We start from the raw sequence: 19202 nt of genomic DNA, 5'->3' as shown, positions 1-19202 counted from the left end.
TTATTAGATATCATTTTACGATTTGATAACCTAATCCATGCCAAATAGCAGAAGGGGCGTAGCATCCGATGGACAAGCTTGGGTGCTACGGGGAAGCTATTGTGAGCGGATATGAGCAAGGTACCAGACAGATTCCTGGGGTATGCATTTTGTGTTGGAGACGTGCTTCTCGAGCTTGATATGGATTTTCATATCATTAGCGCAGACGGAGCCATCAAAAACACGTTGGGTGCAGTTAATCGTGAACAGAGCTTTCTGGACCTGTTAACTGAAAGCGGGCGGGGCTTGATAGAGAGCTCGGTCAAGATGCTGACAGGCGCGAACCGGCTTGGCCCCTTTGTAATTTCTGTCGGGCAGGAGGGGCTGGCAAAATCTGAGTTCGCTGTTTTTCTCGCCAAGCTTCCCACAGCTAGCGATCGGATCTATATGGTCCTCTCCAAGCCTTACCGGCTTGGTAAAAGCGATAGTAAAAACGCACCTGCGCAAAAAACAGAAGACAAAAAGCGTGAGTTCTTCAACCGCCTTGAAGGCTTGTTTGAAGGCAACCCGGATGCCGCTGAAAACATGCTGGTGACGGTGCTGGAAGCGTCTGCTGGCCAGCAGATGGACGATGAAAAGCGCCTTGATATCGAACGTTACCTGCAGTCTTTTTCCGTAGGTGGTGCGCATGCCACACAAATCGCGGATGACAAGTTCGCGGTGGTGCACGATAAAACCACTCCGAAAAAAGAAGCCGCTGATATCGCCGCCGAGCTTGCCCGTGCAACCGGGGTCACGTTGAAGGGTGCCACCATCGATGCCGCCGAAGCGACGCTAAGCGAAACCGACAGCATGAAGGCTTTGATTTTCAGTCTTCAGAGCTTTGCGGCAGGCAATGAAGGTTTTGCTGTCGACCAGATTCAGAAGAATTGCAGCACCCTGATTGGTGAAACAGCCGAGCGAGTGCGTGCCTTCCGGGAGGTGTTGGATGAAGGGCGCTTCTCCCTTGTGTTCCAGCCCATCGTTGACCTCAAAAAAGCGACAACCCACCACTTTGAAGCACTCACTCGGTTTGAGCTACCTCCCATCATTAAAACCCAGTGGGAGATGATCCGTTTCGCGGAGGACATTGGCCTCATTGACGAGTTTGACTATGCGGTGGTTAATCTGGCGATCGCGAAAATCAGAAGCATGCTAAAGAAGGGTGGTTCCCCTGGCATCGCTGTGAACCTTTCCGGCCGCTCCCTGTCCAATCAGGGCTTTATCTTTGAGTTGATGTCGCTGTTGCGGGGGAATAAAGATCTGAAACAATATCTCTCCCTCGAGATTACCGAGTCCGCCAAGATTCATGATCTTGATCTTCTGGGCGAGGTTCTCGAAGAAATCCGTGGGATTGGCTTCAAGGTCTATCTGGATGATTTTGGGGCCGGTGCGGCGGGCTTCCAGTATCTCAAAAAGCTCAAAGTCGATGCGCTGAAAATTGACGGCGCCTATATTAAGGACGCATTGACGAGCAAGGAAGACAGAGCTTTCCTGCGGTCCATGGTCACCTTGTGTAAAGACCTTGAGATCGTCACCGTTGGTGAGTGGGTTGAAACTCAGGAGCACGCCAACCTGCTGCGTGAAATGGGCGTGGATTATGGCCAAGGCTATTTCTTTGGGAAGCCCAGCCCTAATTTCCTTGTGGCGCCAACTGCTACTGCGGGTTAGGCCTTACTGCTATCTGCCGCGCTTGCCACTCCAGAACTCCGACTTTGCATCGAGTATGGCAACAGCTGAATCAGCAATGGTGTTGGTGACATCACGCGCATTTTTTGGGCAATCCCGCAAGCACCAGCGCTTGAGCGTCAGCACGCTGACGTCATAAGCAATTTCCTGCCGCATGATACGTTCATCATCATCCAGGTGGGACATCAGGCGGTCATAATGCAGGTAGGCCCGCTCAAGTCCTGTAATCTCAAAATCTTTAATGGCGCGCCTTAGGTCCCAGTCGGGCTGGGTGATGGCCTGGCCAAGGAAGATGAGATAATTTCTGCCGCGCACATCGCTTTCAGCGCGCTCCGCAAGTGGCAGAATCAATGCTTCAACCACCTCGCGGAGTGTGGGTTCCTGAACCCAGCTATCCATCAGCTCGAGGCGACGATCATCAATCTCATGCGTGCGCTCACTGATCGTGGCGCGCACCAGCCCGTTTTTTGAACCAAAGTGGTACTGTAGCGCGGATTGGTTGCGCTGGCCTGCTTCTTGTAGTATTTCCCGCGTTGATACGTGCGCGAGGCCTTTTTGTGCAATGAGCCGCTCGGCCGCATCAATAAGCGCAGCACGTGTGGCATCAGCCCGTTTGGCTTTACCATCGCCCGGGCCACCGGTTGTTTTCTTGGCCACCCGTCTCTCCCAGATTTTGTCCCAGATTTTTTATCCCTGCCAAAATCATTAATGATTTCCATTAATGATTGCAAGCTCTATGTTTCACGCGACTTTTCACATGTTTCACGCTTTAGCGAACCACAAGGGGGATCGCTTTTGTTTCCAGATCAAACGACCCAAAGAAACTGAGCACATCCAGCTTGCTGCCGTCGAGCGATGCATCCCCTGAAAGCAGCGCCTTGGCGAAACTGGTTTCGCCTCGGATCATGGCATCATAGGTGGTGCGGTCCAGCGTGAGTGTGGCGTTTGCATTTTCCAGTGGGCCATCGTGAATGGCCAAAATCTGGTTGCGGAGTTCAAGTGAGAATGTTTCATCCCGATCAGGGAAGTTGAAGGTCACGATCAGGTGCTTGTCGCCCGCGTCTTCCGGCACCAGTTTATAGCGCAACAACTCAAGCAGACGCTTGCTGGGGATCGCACTCGCATTGAAGCGCGTGCGCAACCGGTTCTGGATCGCAATGCTATCGACATCACCTTCGAGCTCCATAGCGCCTGTCAGGTAAAAGCCGCGCCAGTTGGTGTTGAGCGTGCCGTAGCCGATTTGCTTGAGTGCACGGGCTTTCAGTTCCCTTGCGGCCTTGTCGTCATGATCAACACGGATCAGCGGCGTCAGAAGTTCGGATGCCCACTGCGGGTCGCCCCCGGCCACGGCTTTTTCAGCCTCCGCAAACACCCTGTCGCGGCCCCCCATAAGGGCGATCATGCGTTTCGCGCGCTCCACCCGTGGTGTGGGGTTCAGTGTGGCGGGGTCCCCATCCCACCAACTGATGTAACCGGTGAAATAGTTGCGCACACTATGCTTGACGGTGCCATAAACCTCGCGCGTCCATGGGGTGATGCTCAGGTGTTCGGGCAATTCAGGCAGCGCCTCGGCCAGTTCCTCTTGGGTGTAACCCTGGTTGATCAGCCGAACGGCTTGGTCATGTGTCCACTGGATCGCATCTCGATATATACGGAAAATGCGCTCGACTTCTTGCTGGCCTTCCACAATGGGCCCGTGGCTCGGCACCATCGCGCGGGGGGAGTAGGTGCGCATGGTGTCAATCGCGTCGATCCACTTATTGGCATCACGGGGTTTGGTGCCCCTCAGGCTATGGAGGTTGGGGAAGGTGGGGCCTTGTATCTCATCACCTGAGAGCATGACATCATAGTCAGGCAAATATACAGCGATATGAGACGCAGCTTCGCCACTTGTCTGGAACAGTTCCATGCGGATACCGTCAATGATCATCTCGCGTTTGCCGTCCACAAATGTATTGGGTTCTACATATCCCATGGTCCCGGGTTTGATGCGACCACCTAGACCAACGAGATAGTCCTTGCCGTCACCATCATTGCCCAACAGCGTGCCATACATATAAAGCGCGCGCATGCCCATGATCTGGATGGTGACAGCATTTTCATCCTGCATCTCGCGCACAAAGTTTTCCGCTGCGATGACCGGTACCGCGCCAGATGCTGCATCGTCAGGGGAAACAAACGCGCTCGCGCCGCCAACATGGTCGTTATGGTGGTGGGTATAGATAACAGCTTTGACGGGTTTGTCCGTACGTTCCCGGATCATGGCCAGCGTTTTCTGGCCATCTTCAAACTTGAGGGTGGTGTCAACGATGATGAGGCCGCTGTCGCTCTCAATAACCACGGTGTTGGGGATGCCGCCACCAATATTGGTGTAGAGCCATACGGGTGCGTCAGAGACTTTCTGCACACCCTCCTTAAACATCTTGCCAAATTCGATCAGATAGTCTGGCGCGCTGAACTCATCTGTGTAGGTGGTCTTCTCGGCATTGTCATCGCATGCCGATAGCATCAGGCCCGCGCTCAGGAGCACATATAAGTAATTCTTCATTTCCCCATCCTTCCCCAAGGAGCATAGTGCAATTGCGTCCATGACTGACCGCGATTGACTATCTAATGAACATCATTAATATGGCGACGCGATGGCTTGTCAAGCGGAGCTGGTTTGACAAGCTTTGAAAAGGGGGAAGGGAATGTCTATTCAAGCGTGGCTTGTACGCCGCAAAATCAAGGCCGCATTTCGGCCCAAGATGCCGCCGGGTACGCCAGATGCTGTGCGGCTTGAGAATTTCGACAAATCGTTGAAGGCAATGGAAAAACGCTTGCCAGGGCCGCCAAAAGGCAAATGCAAGATCGAGAAGGTCAACACGTCCGATGGTGTGCAGGGTGAGTGGATTACGGCAAAAGGCGCGCGTGAGGACCGTGTTTTATTCTATTCGCATGGTGGCGGCTATGTGTGGGGCGGACCGAAGCCGTATCGGGAGTTTGGCTGGCGGCTTTCAAAAGCCTTGAATGCCAAGGTTTTCCTGCTTGATTACCACCTCGCGCCAAAACACAAATGCCCTGCGCCGATAGAGGACGCACTAAGGGCGTATGACTGGATCATGGCAAACCACCCGGGCGTCCCGGTTGTCATGTCCGGTGACAGCGCGGGTGGAGGGCTGACCCTTGCTGCGGCCCACGCCATCCGTGATAGCGGGCGGGTACAACCAAAAGCCATATCGCTTATTTCCCCCTGGCTTGACCTGACCGGCTCCGGCGACAGTATTCGCGGGAACGCTGACAAGGAGGTGATGCTGGACCCGGACGGCATTCATTATGCCGCTGATGCCTACCGGGGCGATATCCCGGCAGATGACCCACGCTGTTCACCGCTTTATGGAATGCAGGCGGGATTGCCGCCTGTGTTTGTGCAAGTCGGGTCCGACGAAATACTTCTTGATGATAGCGTGCGTTTTGAAGCGCGTGCGCGCGAAGAAGGTGTGACGGTGCAGCTCGATGTGTGGCGGAAGATGCACCATGTGTGGCATTTCTCAGCCATCATTATTCCCGAAGGGCGTAAGGCCATTGCGGACATGGGTACATTTTTCAACCGGCATTTTGGTAACTGATTGGGGGCATGTATGGCCGATATTAAGACCGCCTTCATCACAGGTGCAGCGTCAGGCATTGGTCGCGCGCTGGCGCTGGCGCTGGCGCGGGACGGTGTGGCGCTTTACCTGACAGATGTGAACGAGAACGGCCTTGCGGAAAGCAAAAAAATGGCTGAGGCGCATCAGGTGAATGTGCATACGTTGAAGCTAGACGTCTCCAACCGTGAGGCTGTTGAAGATGCCGCGAAAGATGCAACATCAAAGCTTGGGCCGATTGACGCTGTGTTCAATAATGCAGGCGTGTCCCTGTCGGACACCGTTGATAAAATGAGTTATGCAGACCTTGAGTGGGTGATGAACGTGGATTTCTACGGCCCGGTATACGGCACCAAGGCTTTCCTGCCGGATATGCTCGCGCGCGGAGCAGGGCATATCATCAATGTGTCCAGCCTGTTTGGGCTTATCGGTGTTGGCAGCCAGTCGGCCTATTGCGCCGCGAAGCACGCGCTCAAGGGGTTTAACGAATCTCTCTATTATGAGCTTGAGGATACCGGCGTGCAGATACACAGCGTGCACCCGGGCGGTGTTGACACCAATATCGTACGGAACGGTAAGCACCTCCATAATATTGATGGTGATACCAGTGCTGAGCAGGCGCAGGCAGGCTTCAACGACATGGTGGAAACCACACCGGAAGGGGCGGCAAAAATCATCCTTGATGGCGTGGCCCGTGGCCAGTACCGCATCCTGGTGGGCGGCGACGCCAAACGGGTAGACAGGTTTCAGCGCTGGATGCCAAACCGCTGGCGAAAGATGTTTTCAAAGGCGATGAAAAAGCGGCGAGGCAAAAGCCCGTTTTGACCACAGCGCCCTTGTTTTGAAGTGGGGATAGCCCTATCTAGCGAGAAAGTTCTTATCACGTACGGAGGCCAGCATGCGCACACTTCACAAACATTATATCGGCGGCGAATGGGTGGATGCGAGCAGCTTCAGCGTGCGCGATATCACCAACCCTGCCACAGCTAGAAAATCGGGCGAGATGGTACTGGGAAATGCTGCGGACGTAGACCGTGCTGTAGCTGCGGCTAGAGCCGCGTTTGAGACTTTCCAGTTTGTCAGCCGTGAAGACAGGCTTGAGATTTTACAAAATCTTGTGGCTGAATATCAAAAGCGCATGGCTGAGATGGCGGAAGTGATCACGCTTGAGATGGGCGCCCCAAAGTTTTTAGCCACACGCGCGCATGCGCCGGCAGGTGTTGGCCATCTGATGGCGGCGATTGAAGCACTTAAGAATTATAGCTTCTTTGAAGATCGTGGCCCCACTCGTATTGCCAAGGAACCCATTGGCGTCGTGGGGATGATCACACCGTGGAACTGGCCGATCAACCAGATCGCCTGCAAGGTCGCGCCCGCAATTGCGACCGGCTGCACCATGGTGCTGAAGCCAAGCGAAGTGGCACCCTATAGTGCGCAGCTTTTCACGGAAATTGTGCATGCGGCTGGTGTGCCTGCAGGTGTTTACAACCTTGTTTACGGCGAAGGCCAGTCAGTGGGTGAAGCGCTTTCTGGTCATCCCGGTGTGGATATGATGTCTGTGACCGGTTCAACCCGCATGGGTGCCGCGGTGCAGGCCAATGCCGCCAAAACCATCAAACGTGTGGCGCAGGAGCTTGGCGGCAAGTCAGCCAATATCGTGCTTGATGATGCAGATCTTGAGGCCGTTGTGGCGCGGGAAGCGGCAAGCGTGATGCGCAACACAGGCCAAACATGCACGGCGCTTACCCGCATGCTGGTGCCCCATAGCCGTATGGATGAAGCGGCAGCCATCGCAGCTCAAGCCGTTTCAACCGTTGTGACCGGCGACCCAAACAAGGATGAAACCACCATGGGACCAATCGCGCACGAGGCGCAGTTCCATAAGGTGGGCGAGATGATCCAGACCGGCATTGACGAAGGGGCGCGCCTTGTGGCGGGTGGCCCGGGCAGGCCTGACGGCTGCCCCGAGGGTTTCTTCGTGAAACCCACAGTGTTCGCGGATGTTAAGCCTGAGATGACCATCGCGCGCGAGGAAGTATTTGGACCTGTGCTCTCGATCATCGGATACGAGGATGAAGACGAGGCGGTGCGTATAGCCAATGATAGCCTTTACGGCCTTTCGGGGGCTGTGCAGTCCAAGGATCATGTGCGGGCGCAGCGGGTGGCCGCTCGTATGCGCACTGGCATGGTGTATATCAATGGCGCAGCCGGTGATATCTCAGCGCCATTTGGTGGCTACAAGCAGTCTGGTAACGGACGGGAATGGGGCGATCATGCCTTTGCTGACTTTCTGGAAGTGAAGTCTATCCTTGGGCACAATGCCAGCTAAACGACTAAACCCCATCTTATCTCAATGAAAAAGGCGCCCCGCGAGGCGCCTTTCCTGTTTTTGGGGTTAGCCCAAGATTACATCTTGAACTGTACTTGGCCATAGAAGAAGCGGCCCGGTGTTGCGTGGATTGTGCCATCAAAGTTGTTGAGGTCACAGGTGGTGCAAAGTGGTGGATCTTGATCCAGGAGGTTCTGCACACCAAGCGTAAAGGACACGCCTTCCCATGCTTCCGGACGATAAGTGAACTGCATGTCAGTGTAGAAGGTGCTGCCAAGCGTGTTGCCGTCAGCGCCGTTCGTGCAGTACTGGGTGAAGCCAAAGTCGCCAATCACGCCGCCGCAGCCTTCGTCAACACTGCCGAGATAACGGAACGTGGCGCCCACGGTCCATTCTTCACGGGTCCAGTCGATGAAGAGTGAGGATTTATACTTCACATAAGCGCGCTCAGGTGAGCCAAGCTCTGTGCCTGCACGTTCAACCACGTCAATGCCGCCAGTTGCGTTTGGAACAGATTCTTCAAACTTGAAGAGGTGGCTGTTCACCCACTTGAAGCGCAGTTGGCCCCAATCGGCTGGCATGGTCTCAAGAGAGATCGACCAGTCCATCCCTGTGGTGTCAATCGCCGCGATGTTGGTGAGGATGCCGTCAATGCGGGTTACCTGACCGTTTGCGGTGCGGGTTACTGCATCACAGAAGACATCAGACAGTGTTTCAACACAGCCGGAAAGCACTTCAGAGGCGTTTGGTGCCTGGATCACGTTTTCCATGGCGATGTCATAATAGTTCGCCTCAAAGGTGATGCCCTGCAGGCCCATTGCGTCCGCCATGCCGGTTGGGCTGAAGGTCATGCCCGCAGTCCAGGTTTTTGCTGTCTCAGGCGTCAGGTTCGGGTTGCCCCCGGTGGTAACGCTAATCTGCGGGTTGATCTGCACCAGATCAGCCGGCACGCCAAGGGCTGCACAGTTTGCGTGTGGAGTGTTGCCGCCACCTGAGTTACAGGGGTCACTGATCGTGCTGTCAAAGCGTGAACCAGTGTTATAAAGCTCCCCAATGTTTGGTGCGCGGAAACCTTCAGACCAGTTACCACGGAAGGTAAGGTCATCGTTCACCTGCCATGCCATACCCAGCTTGAAGACCGTATTGCTGCCGGACGTATTATAGTCTGACGTACGGAACGCCGCGCTCAGGTTGACATATTTCGCGAAGGACATATCGCTCAGGAGCGGTGCGTTGATCTCACCGTAGAACTCCTTCACGTGGATCTGACCTTCGGTTGGGCTTGCCGGTACACCAGCTGTTTCACCTGAAGACACCACGTTATCTGGGATAAAGCGGCCTTTCTCTTCACGATATTCCCAACCCAGCGCGATACCGAGAGGGCCCGCAGGCATATCAAACAGCTCACCTGCCACGTTTGCGGAGAAGTCAGCCAGTTTCTGGCGGCTTTCATCCTTCTGCGTGAAGGTGATGTAGTCGAGCATGGCTTTGGTAATGGTGCCGGTGCCGTCCGGGCCCTGGCCACCAAAGATGTTGAGCGGCACGCAGCTTGGGTTCGCGGCACAGATGGCAGGATCACCAAGAGCTTCACTGATCTTGCGGGCGTTAAACGCACCGTCTTTCACCTGATTAGCCTGGCTTTGTGAATAGGTGCCGTTCACATCCCAGTACCAATTGCGACCTGCGAACTCAATTTCACCCTCAATGGTGTTGGACACATACCATGTATCAACATTTTGGGTGAAGACACGTGGGCCTGCTTCGATCGGACGACGACCACCAAATGCGAAGGTCGTTGGGTTCAGCTCAATACCAAACGGGTTATAGGGGTGGTCTTCCGGGATCACGATGTTATCCATCCAGTACCCGGCACCTGCGTCTGTTCCGAAGAAGAGTGGCTCAGGTGCTGCCTGGCTAACAGAACGGCGATTGTTGTATGCCGCTGTTGTCTTCATCTTGATGGTTTCGGTGATGTCATACTCAGCTTTGGCAAAGATGTTGATGCGCTCGCTTGGGGTCATCACTTTGTTATATGGCGAGTAGTTGAACCGGTCTGCCAAGGTGAAGGCATGATAGTCCGAGTTCGGACCGGTCGGGTCGGTTGGATCAAAGTTTGGCACAGCACCAGCACCGTCGTTTGGTGTGATGGAGCCAAAGTCGTTGTTGAACACAAAGCGGCCCTGCGGCGTGCCTGACGATGCACCAAGGTTTTCAAACGGGATCGCGTAAGCGGTTAGCTCACGATCTGCAGCTTCCACGGCGCCTTGTTTGGTGTAGCTCATATCAAGAAGGATACGGGCACGCTCACCAGAAGCACCCCAGGAAACATCATATTCCTGAGTTTTGCCGTCGCCTTCATCGAACATGCCGTAGTAAGCGCTCGCGCTGAAGCCGTCGAAGTCGTCACGGGTTTTGATGTTGACCACGCCTGCGATAGCGTCAGAACCATAAATGGTGGAGGCGCCGTCTTGCAGGACCTCAATCGACTTGATGATACCGGTCGGGATCGTGTTGAGGTCAACCGCACCGGATACACCCGACGCGCTTGAGCCACGAACCCAACGCTTGCCGTCTACAAGCACAAGAACACGCTTGGCCGTGAGGTAACGAAGGTCGATCTGGCTCGCCCCTGCGCCAATACCGGAGCCGTCAGGCGGGAAGCCGAGGTTACCGGACGAGTTGTTGGTGCGGTTGATTGCTGAGCCAGCGATTGGCAGGCGCTGTAGGAAGTCCGCAATAGAAACCTGACCAGACTGATCAATGTCAGCGGCGGATAGGATTTGCACCGGGTTTTGGGCTTCCAGTGGGTTTTGGCGGATACGGGAACCCGTGACCACCACCTCTTCAAACTCTTCTACAGCAGCGTCCTGCGCTAAAGTAGGAGTTGTATAAGCGAAAGCAACTGCTGCACAGCTGGCAAGCAGGTGAACTTTCTTTGTTCGGCTGAAATTGGATTTCATTGCCTTATTCTCCCTGTTGGTTTTTCACATGCGGGACGGTGGTTTTCACGCGAATGAAGAACCTAGTCCCTCCCCGAAACCTTAAAAATACACAAAGGTTCCAAGACCGAGACGGACGGGTTAACCATAATGGGAGTGTTAAGAGGCTTGCCTTATGTAACAAATGTAACAAATAGATAAGACTGTGACTATAATGTCGCAGTTTTATAACCTAAGCCTAGGATATAATTAAATTTTTAAACGATTGATGAAATTTATTTCGGGAGAATTTTAGAGTGAGAAATTGACGCCAGAATGGCTGAAAACCGTCTTAAAGCTTGCGTTTCTGACTTGCTATGCTAGCCAAGAAGTGGGGATGTTTTGAGCAACGAGGGGCGAAAATCGTGCGGGCACATAAATTTGTCAGTAAAATTCACAAATGGGTCGGCTTAATCGTCGGTATTCAGTTTTTGTGCTGGACGCTGGGTGGTGTGGTGATGACCTGGATACCCATTGAAGAGGTTCGGGGCGAGCACAACCTTTCAGTGCAGGAACCTGGCCCAATTCAGGCAGAAAAACTCGGGTCGCTGCTGTCTTCGCTTGGTAATCCTGACATTATGTCGGTCCGAACCCGTCTGATCGCGGGCGAGGCAGCGGCGGATGTGTCTTTTGCGGACGGCAGCACTGCCCTATATTCGATTGCGAGCGGTGCGAAGCTTACACCACTTGATGAAACACTTGCTCTTGCTGTGGCCGAGGCGGATTTTGCAGGTGAGGCTGGCGTCCCCACAGCGGCACTTTTGGACATTGCGCCTTATGACTACCGCGGCAAAACACCTGTTTGGCAGGTTGATATGCATGACGAGGAGGGCACGCTGATCTATGTGTCACCGTCAAGCGGGCGAGTGGTGGCGCGTCGGAACGACGTATGGCGCTTCTATGATTTCTTCTGGATGCTGCATATTATGGACTATGACACGCGGGATAACTTCAACAACCCGCTGGTGATGGTGGCGGCTGGTACGGCCTTCATCTTTGCGCTTTCAGGGCTGGCACTTCTGATCTACCGTTTTGGCCGCCGGGATTTTGGCCTCAAACCAAAGAAAAGCGTGAGGCCATAATAAGCTTACCCATCTGCGTCGAGCGTCGTGGGCGTGAGCTCCGGCAATTTGCCGGGGCCGTTCAGCTTCTCCATGAAATGTTTGCGGCACAGGGCGATGTATCTGTCGTTTCCGCCAATCTCGATAGAAGCCCCTTCGCTCACTGCGCGTCCCTCTGCGTCTATCCTCAGGTTCATGGTGGCTTTTGAGCCGCATTTGCAGATGGTCTTCAACTCATGCAGTTCATCCGCGATAGCCAGAAGCCATTTGCTGCCCTCAAAAAGCTTGGCCTGAAAATCAGTCCGCAAGCCGTAGCAAAGCACCGGTATCTTGAGCACATCGGCGACAGACGCCAGTTGGAATACATGGTCTTTGGTAAGAAACTGCGCTTCGTCCACAAGGATACAATGAATAGGCCGTGTTTTCAGGGCATCTGCAATCTTGACAAAAAGGTCAATATTCGCGTCGAATAGATGCGCGCCAGCTTTGAGGCCGATACGGGAAGCAATGACAGCCTCGCCAAACCGGTCATCAATGGACGCCGTGAACAACATTGTGTTCATGCCGCGCTCTTGATAGTTGAAGCTGGATTGCAGGAGAGTGGTGGTTTTACCCGCGTTCATTGCGGAATAATAAAAATACAGTTTGGCCATGCGCGATCTGTCTTATGTTATTTGCCCGAATGTTGGGATATGGTGTGGCGCGAGCCTAGGCAGTTCGTCTGGCTTCGGCAAGCCTTGAGGGAGGAAAATATGCGGACCATCGGTTTTACGGTGCTTTTGGTTGTGGCTCTCCTGTGCCGCCCGTCAGCGGAAGCCGATGATTTGCGCGCCCTTAAGGCCCGCACGGCAGGTGATGTACTGGCCTGGTCAGCTGAGAATGGCCGCCTGCGGCCCGTTATGGAAAGTTTCCCGAAAGGCGGCGATCTGCACAATCATCTGCGTGGTGCCGTCTATGCCGAATCGTGGCTCGACTGGGCGGCGGAAGACGGCCTCTGTGCCGACATGAGTGTGCCCGCACTACGTTTCAAAGAGAAAGAGAGCTGTGCCGCCAGTGGATGGATTGCGGCGGAGGAGGCTCGGGTGAATGAAGATCACCGCAGGGAGATCATCAACTCGCTTTCCAATCGCTCTTATGTGCCGACGCTGAACTGGTCTGGCCACAACGACTTTTTTGCGACCTTCCCCCGCATCGCGGCCTCACCCAAGCGGCTTGGCGACCAGTTGGCTGAAGTGGCGAAGCGGGCAGGGCGGCAGAACATTCTGTACCTTGAGCTGATGGAAACCATCATCTTCCCGGAGCTGTTTCCGCTGCTCGGTGACATCAAGCTCTCGGGTGACCTGAATGCGGACTATAATACCCTGATGAAGGGTAAGTTCGGCGCCGCAATGCCGGAACTTGTGGCATCAGCCCGCAAACAGATCGCGGCGGCTTATGCCAAGAAAGACAAGCTTCTCGGCTGTGGTAGCAATGCACCTGATGCGGGCTGTGATGTGGAAATTCGTTTGCTGCACCAAGTGGTTCGGGAGTTTGAGCCCGCGATGGTATTTGGCCAGTTTATCCTTGGTTGGCAACTGATGGCCGATGAGCCCTCAGTGGTTGGCATAAACCTGGTGGCACCTGAAGATGGCTATCGCGCACTGCGTGACTACACGCTTCATATGCGCATGATTGATCATCTCTATACCAACCTTGGTCCACGGAACGTAGCGCTGCATGCAGGCGAGCTGACGCTTGGCCTCGTGCGCCCTTATCAGTTGACCTTCCACATGCGTGAGGCGATCGAGATCGGGCATGCCAAACGTATCGGCCACGGCATCGCCATTGTTTATGAGCGCGATATGGAAGGCCTGATCAAGCACATGGTCGACAACAAGATCATGGTTGAGATCAACCTCACCAGCAACGATACGATCCTTGGCGTTTCCGGTACCGAGCATCCGCTTGCGCTATACCGTGACATGCTTGTGCCTTATGCGTTGTCAACCGACGACGAGGGCGTATCACGCATTGATCTGACCCACGAATACATGCGCTTTTATACAGAGTATGACGTGCCGTATTTTGAGCTCAGACACACGTCACGCAACGCGCTGACATATAGTTTCCTGCCCGGTGGCAACCTTTGGGATAGTGAAGCCTGCTCGCGGGATGTGAATGCGGGGCAAGACCCCGGTGCAGCTTGTCAGGCGCTGCTGGATGAAAGTGAGAAAGCGCGCATGCAATGGAAGCTTGAGGAGCGGTTCCGCTCCTTTGAGGACAATATGCGTATACCGGTGCGCAAACGCACCTCCTTCAATTAATCAATCGAACGACATTTCATGCCGCGGGGGCGGTGTGGGAGATAAGGGAAGTTAGGGGACAATATGGCCGATAGTAACAAAACAGGATCGCTGGGCGGGGTTGCGCCGCCACCCTCTCAGTTTTCAGCGGACCTGAACGCAGGCGTTGCCTTTTTTCTGGATGTGACTGTGAATATGTTTGTGCTCGCGAGCGTGCTGATGGGCGCGTTCAGTTTCCCGGCGGAACATATCTTCTCCCGTATTATTCCGGGCGCTATCGTTGGTATCATTTTCGGCAACCTCGTGTTTGCTTGGCTTACCAAAAAAACGGTTGCGGAAACAGGCAACCCCAAGCTGACCAGCATTCCGCTGGGGATGGACCTGCCTACCCTTTTTGGCATGTGTTTCTTCATCATCGGCCCGACCTACGCCATGAATGTGGAGGCCATGGGCATTGAGGCGGCTGCGGACAAGGCCTGGATTTTGGGTATGGCCGCGACGGTCTGGATGGCGGCGATCAAGTTTGGTCTTTCCTATTTTGGCCGTGCAATGCAGCAACAACTGCCGCAAATGGCGCTTGTGGGGGCAATGGCCGGTATCGCCACTGTATGGCTAGGGGCCGAGGCGATATATGGCATTTTCACCTTGCCGGAAGTTGGCATTGTGTCGCTGGTGATTATGGCCTTTGCGCTGATCGCTGGCCACAGGCTGCCCTTTAACATGCCGGGTTCGATCCTCGCGATAGTTGCTGGCACAATCCTTTATTATGTGTTGGCGTTTGCAGGCGCGGGTGAAGGCTATGTGATCAATGTCGCGGTAGATTTCCGGCCCGTGCTGCCAATGCCAACAATTGAAGGTTATCTGGCGGTGTTTGGGGATGTGACCAACCAGCTTGGTATCATTGTGCCTTTTGCGCTGCTTATTGCCGCCAGTGCGGTGAATGTGGTGGCCGGTGCCCGTATTGCGGGGGATGAGTTTGATGCGGGGAAAGTTGTGCGGCTTGATGCTGCAGCAACGGCCGTCAGCGCGCTTTTTGGTGGTGTTGTGCAAACTACCCCATACTTTGGCCACGCTACATATAAGCGCATGGGTGCGCGCACTGGCTATGCGCTGGGTGCGACCGCAGTTGTCACGGTTATTGGTTTCCTGGGTATTATCGAGCTTGCGTCACAGCTGATCCCTGAAGCGGTGTTGAAGCCAATCCTTGTGGTTGTCGCGAGCGATATCCTGCGCCTAGCGTTTGCGGGCGGAGACGCGCGGCACGCGCCAGCACTACTGTTTGCAACGGTGCCCGCGATCCTCAACTATGCGCACACAAAAGTGTCAGACTTGTACGGTAGGGTTGTGAACGTGGCGGATGGGCTGCTCACACAAGAGTGGCTCGCGGGTTATATGCTGCTTGGTGCCATGGCACGGGGCTATATTCTCACCAGCCTTATTTGGGGTGCCATGATTGTCTGGATCATTGACCGCAAGATGACCCGCGCGGCATGCGCCGCTTTTGCGGCGGCCTTGTGCACGGAATTTGGTATCATCCATTCGGTCATGCCAACATCAGAGATGTATCTGCCGTGGGCTATTCCAAGCCTTGGCGGTGCGGAGGTGCTGGCGCACCGTCTCGCTGCGGGTTACCTGATTGCGGGTTTGATGCTCTATGCGGCCGGTTTTATCAAAAACGACGAACCGGCGAAAACAAGTTCTTGACCTTATGGTCAGGAACTGGCTTTTAGTCACGAGTTTAACCAATACCGGGACAGATGATGACTTCTGCGACGAGACCTGAGACCTGTGTTAATCAGGGCACCAGCTTCCATGCCGACTGGCTGGACAGTATCCGCGTCAACAAAAGTGCGGTCGAGCGCCGCACGGGCACCATAGGCACCCGCCGGTCTGTCAAAAAAGACGCACAGATCGCATTCATGCTGAAGGCAATCAGTTGCATTGATTTGACAACCCTTGCGGGAGACGACACGGCAGGCCGCGTGAAACGCCTGTGCCAGAAGGCGATGAGCCCGGTAAGGCGCGATATCCTTGATGTGTTCGGAATGGCTGACATGGGGCTTACCACAGGCGCCGTGTGTGTCTATCACGCTATGGTGGCGGAGGCCGCGAAAGTGCTGGAGGGGTCAACGGTGCCAATCGCTGCGGTGTCCACTGGCTTCCCGGCAGGTCTTGCGCCGCTTGAGACCAAGCTTGAGGAAATCCGCCGGTCGGTCGACGCGGGCGCCAAAGAGATCGATATCGTGGTAACACGCTCGAACGTGCTGACCGGCAACTGGGAAGCGCTTTATGAGGAAGTGAAAGCCTTCAAGGCAGCGTGCGGTTCTGCTCACATGAAAACCATCCTGGCGACAGGGGAGCACGGCAGCCTTAACCAGGTCGCGAAAGCCTCCATGGTTGCGATGATGGCAGGCTCAGACTTCATCAAGACATCCACCGGGATGGAAGGCGTGAATGCGACCCTTCCTGTGAGCCTTGTGATGATGCGGCAGATCCGCGACTTTTACGACCGCACCGGTATCAGGGTTGGGTACAAACCTGCCGGCGGCATCAAAACCGCAAAGGATGCTGTGGCGTACCTCACGCTTGTGAAGGAAGAACTTGGCCGGGCATGGCTCGAGCCGGAGCTGTTCCGCTTTGGGGCATCCAGCCTTCTTGGCGATCTTGAGCGGCAGTTAGAATATCATGCCTTTGGCGGCTACTCGGCGGCATATCGCCATCCAATGGGCTAAGGGAGGGCCAGATGACAATCAAAGAAAGTTTTGAGAGCATGGACTATAGCCCTGCACCGGAAAGCCGCAAAAATGTTGATGCCTGGCTTGAAGCTAACGGCCATAGCTTTGGCCTGTTTATTGACGGTGAATGGGTAAAGCCAAAGGGCGCAAAAACATTCGCCACCTACAGTCCTGCAACAGGCGAAAAGCTGGCTGATATTACCGCCGCCGGCCAAGACGAAGTTGACGCGGCGGTTGCTGCTGCGCGCAAAGCGCAGGGGCGTTGGGCGCTTTTGGGCGGGCATGGCCGCGCGCGTTACCTGTACGCGCTGGCACGGTTGGTGCAAAAACACAGTCGTGTGCTTTCGGTGCTCGAGAGCCTTGATAACGGTAAGCCGATCCGCGAAAGCCGGGATATTGATATCCCCTTGGTGGCGCGCCACTTCTATCACCACGCCGGGTGGGCGCAGTTGATGGATGAAGAGTTCCCATCTCATGAGGCGATTGGTGTTGCGGGGCAGGTTATCCCATGGAACTTCCCGCTTCTGATGCTAGCTTGGAAGATTGCGCCGGCTTTGGCCGCGGGTAATACCGTGGTGATGAAACCGGCTGAGTTTACCTCGCTCACTGCGCTTAAGTTTGCAGAGCTTTGCGTGGAAGCGGGCCTCCCTAAAGGTGTGGTGAATATTATTACCGGCGAAGGGGACACCGGCGCCATGCTTGTGAACTCGGACGTCGATAAGGTTGCTTTCACAGGCTCCACAGAGGTTGGGAAAATCATCCGCCGTGCCATTGCGGGCTCAGGCAAAAAGCTGACGCTCGAGCTTGGTGGTAAGTCGCCCTACATCGTGTTTGAGGATGCAGACATTGACGGCGCGATTGAAGGCCTTGTGGACGCTATCTGGTTCAACCAGGGGCAGGTGTGCTGCGCTGGCTCACGTCTTCTTGTACAGGAAGGCATCGCCGATCGTTTCTTTGAAAAGCTGAAGCACCGCATGGCCGCACTCCGGGTTGGCCATAGCCTTGATAAATGCATCGACATTGGCGCCGTGGTTGATCAGGAGCAGAAAGACCGCATTGAGAGCCTTGTTCGCCAAGGCGAAAGTGAAGGGGCAACGATTTGGCAAGCACCCTGCACCATGCCGGGCGAGGGTGTATTTTATCCACCAACGCTAGCAATGGATGTGGGCACTGATAACACCCTCTTTAAGGAAGAAGTGTTTGGCCCGGTGCTGACAGCCATTACCTTCCGCACGCAAGCAGAAGCTGTGGCGCTTGGCAACAACACACGCTATGGCCTCGCGGCAACGGTATGGTCAGAAAACCTGAACCGCGCGCTTGAAGTGGCACCAGCCTTGAAAGCCGGCGTAGTGTGGATCAATGGCACCAATATGTTTGATGCGGCCGTGGGCTTTGGCGGCTACCGGGAAAGCGGGTTCGGCCGGGAAGGCGGCCGCGAAGGCATGCTCGCCTATCTCAAGCCAAAATTTGAAGCGGGTCTTAAAGATTGGGCGCCGATTGATGCACCCAAGGCGGCCAGCATGCCCAAAGCTGGCACCGGCATGCCGGGGTTGGACCGAACCGCAAAGATGTATATCGGCGGTAAACAAGCACGGCCTGACGGCGGTGACAGCAAAGCCGTGGTCGACAAAAAGGGAAACCTCGTCAGCCTTGTGGGCGAGGGGAACTACAAGGATATCCGTAACGCCGTTGAGGCTGCGACCAAGGCCGCCGGTTGGGCTGGCACCACGGCACACCTCAAGGCACAAATCCTTTATTACATTGCTGAGAACCTGAGCTATCGCGCGGACGAGTTTACCGAGCGGCTCATGACCCTCACGGGGGCGACGGAAAAGGCTGCCATGCGTGAGGTTGAGCTTTCGGTTGAACGGCTGTTCTCTGCCGCCGCGATTGCTGACAAGCATGACGGCGCCGTGCACAGCCCGCCAATGCGGGGTGTTGCACTTGCGATGAACGAAGCAATCGGCACGCTTGGCATTATCTGCCCGGACGAAAGCCCACTTCTTGGTTTTGTGACGCTGATGGCCTATGCGGTTGCGGGCGGTAACACGGCGGTGATCGTGCCGTCAGAGCGTTACCCGCTCCTGGCAACTGACTTCTACCAAATCCTTGAAACCTCAGACCTGCCGGGCGGCGTGGTGAATATCGTCACCGGGAAGCGCGACGAGATGGCGATGCCACTCGCGAAGCATTATGGCGTGGATGGTATCTGGTACTTCGGTAGCCGCGAGGGCTCCAAAGCTGTTGAGGAAGCAGCAGCAGATAACATGAAGCGGGCGTGGCTCAACTACGGCAAAGCTTATGATTTCACAAGCTCTGAGCAGATGTCAGCACGTGCCATGATGGGCCGGGCAACGGATGTGAAAAACATCTGGGTGCCATATGGTGACGCGAACGAGGGCGGCAAGTCGTATTAGAGCCTGCATACAGGTAGTAAAAAGCCCCGGGGTTATTCCTGGGGCTTTTTCTTGTCTTATCTGCAAA

The 19202-nt window shown here is 55.0% G+C and carries 13 protein-coding genes; 9 read left to right on the top strand and 4 right to left on the bottom strand.

The features are described 5' to 3' along the window. The first annotated feature begins 111 nt into the window (after nucleotides 1-111). Nucleotides 112-1689 carry an EAL domain-containing protein gene (locus ACN0XZ_RS11160; protein WP_417457840.1) on the top strand — a complete coding sequence of 526 codons (1578 nt, stop codon included), beginning with the start codon at nucleotides 112-114 and terminating at the stop codon, nucleotides 1687-1689. A gap of 9 nt (nucleotides 1690-1698) precedes the next feature. On the opposite strand, the gene ACN0XZ_RS11155 is transcribed toward ACN0XZ_RS11160, so the two are convergent. After that, entirely contained in the window at nucleotides 1699-2364 is a 666-nt protein-coding gene (locus ACN0XZ_RS11155; RefSeq protein WP_417457839.1) for a TetR/AcrR family transcriptional regulator, read from the bottom strand. Nucleotides 2365-2476: 112 nt separating this feature from the next. Further along, nucleotides 2477-4255: an alkyl sulfatase dimerization domain-containing protein gene (locus tag ACN0XZ_RS11150; RefSeq protein ID WP_417457838.1), complete on the bottom strand. Its 1779-nt coding sequence runs from the start codon at nucleotides 4253-4255 to the stop codon at nucleotides 2477-2479. 142 nt (nucleotides 4256-4397) lie between these two features. Here ACN0XZ_RS11150 and ACN0XZ_RS11145 point away from each other — a divergent pair, with 142 nt between their 5' ends. From ACN0XZ_RS11145 to ACN0XZ_RS11135, 3 genes are all read left to right on the top strand, one after another. Next, nucleotides 4398-5315: an alpha/beta hydrolase gene (locus ACN0XZ_RS11145; protein WP_417457837.1), complete on the top strand. Its 918-nt coding sequence runs from the start codon at nucleotides 4398-4400 to the stop codon at nucleotides 5313-5315. Nucleotides 5316-5327: 12 nt separating this feature from the next. Next, nucleotides 5328-6158, top strand: a complete 831-nt coding sequence (locus tag ACN0XZ_RS11140) for an SDR family NAD(P)-dependent oxidoreductase (RefSeq protein ID WP_417457836.1) — start codon at nucleotides 5328-5330, stop codon at nucleotides 6156-6158. 73 nt (nucleotides 6159-6231) lie between these two features. Further along, complete coding sequence (locus ACN0XZ_RS11135; protein WP_417457835.1) at nucleotides 6232-7662, top strand: aldehyde dehydrogenase family protein; 1431 nt, start codon at nucleotides 6232-6234, stop codon at nucleotides 7660-7662. Nucleotides 7663-7739: 77 nt separating this feature from the next. Here the strand turns inward: ACN0XZ_RS11135 and ACN0XZ_RS11130 are convergent, their stop codons facing one another. Next, nucleotides 7740-10622 carry a TonB-dependent receptor domain-containing protein gene (locus ACN0XZ_RS11130; protein WP_417457834.1) on the bottom strand — a complete coding sequence of 961 codons (2883 nt, stop codon included), beginning with the start codon at nucleotides 10620-10622 and terminating at the stop codon, nucleotides 7740-7742. 383 nt (nucleotides 10623-11005) lie between these two features. On the opposite strand from ACN0XZ_RS11130, the gene ACN0XZ_RS11125 reads away from it, so the two are divergent. After that, nucleotides 11006-11722: a PepSY domain-containing protein gene (locus ACN0XZ_RS11125; RefSeq protein ID WP_417457833.1), complete on the top strand. Its 717-nt coding sequence runs from the start codon at nucleotides 11006-11008 to the stop codon at nucleotides 11720-11722. A gap of 5 nt (nucleotides 11723-11727) precedes the next feature. On the opposite strand, the gene ACN0XZ_RS11120 is transcribed toward ACN0XZ_RS11125, so the two are convergent. Next, on the bottom strand, nucleotides 11728-12354 hold the full coding sequence (locus tag ACN0XZ_RS11120; RefSeq protein ID WP_417457832.1) for a thymidine kinase: 627 nt from the start codon (nucleotides 12352-12354) through the stop codon (nucleotides 11728-11730). A gap of 99 nt (nucleotides 12355-12453) precedes the next feature. On the opposite strand from ACN0XZ_RS11120, the gene ACN0XZ_RS11115 reads away from it, so the two are divergent. The 4 genes from ACN0XZ_RS11115 to ACN0XZ_RS11100 all read left to right on the top strand — a co-directional run bounded on the left by ACN0XZ_RS11115 (nucleotide 12454) and on the right by ACN0XZ_RS11100 (nucleotide 19135). Beyond that, complete coding sequence (locus tag ACN0XZ_RS11115; protein WP_417457831.1) at nucleotides 12454-14004, top strand: adenosine deaminase; 1551 nt, start codon at nucleotides 12454-12456, stop codon at nucleotides 14002-14004. A 63-nt stretch (nucleotides 14005-14067) separates the two neighbouring features. After that, a complete protein-coding gene (locus tag ACN0XZ_RS11110; protein ID WP_417457830.1) occupies nucleotides 14068-15687 on the top strand; it encodes a hypothetical protein in 1620 nt (539 codons plus the stop codon). A gap of 56 nt (nucleotides 15688-15743) precedes the next feature. After that, on the top strand, nucleotides 15744-16715 hold the full coding sequence (gene deoC, locus ACN0XZ_RS11105; RefSeq protein WP_417457829.1) for a deoxyribose-phosphate aldolase: 972 nt from the start codon (nucleotides 15744-15746) through the stop codon (nucleotides 16713-16715). Nucleotides 16716-16726: 11 nt separating this feature from the next. Continuing rightward, complete coding sequence (locus ACN0XZ_RS11100; protein ID WP_417457828.1) at nucleotides 16727-19135, top strand: aldehyde dehydrogenase family protein; 2409 nt, start codon at nucleotides 16727-16729, stop codon at nucleotides 19133-19135. Nucleotides 19136-19202 lie beyond the last annotated feature (67 nt).

The sequence above is a fragment of the Kordiimonas sp. genome, from assembly GCF_048264555.1.
Classification (GTDB): Bacteria; Pseudomonadota; Alphaproteobacteria; order Sphingomonadales; family Kordiimonadaceae; genus Kordiimonas.
This window is presented reverse-complemented; position numbering and strand designations above follow the sequence as displayed.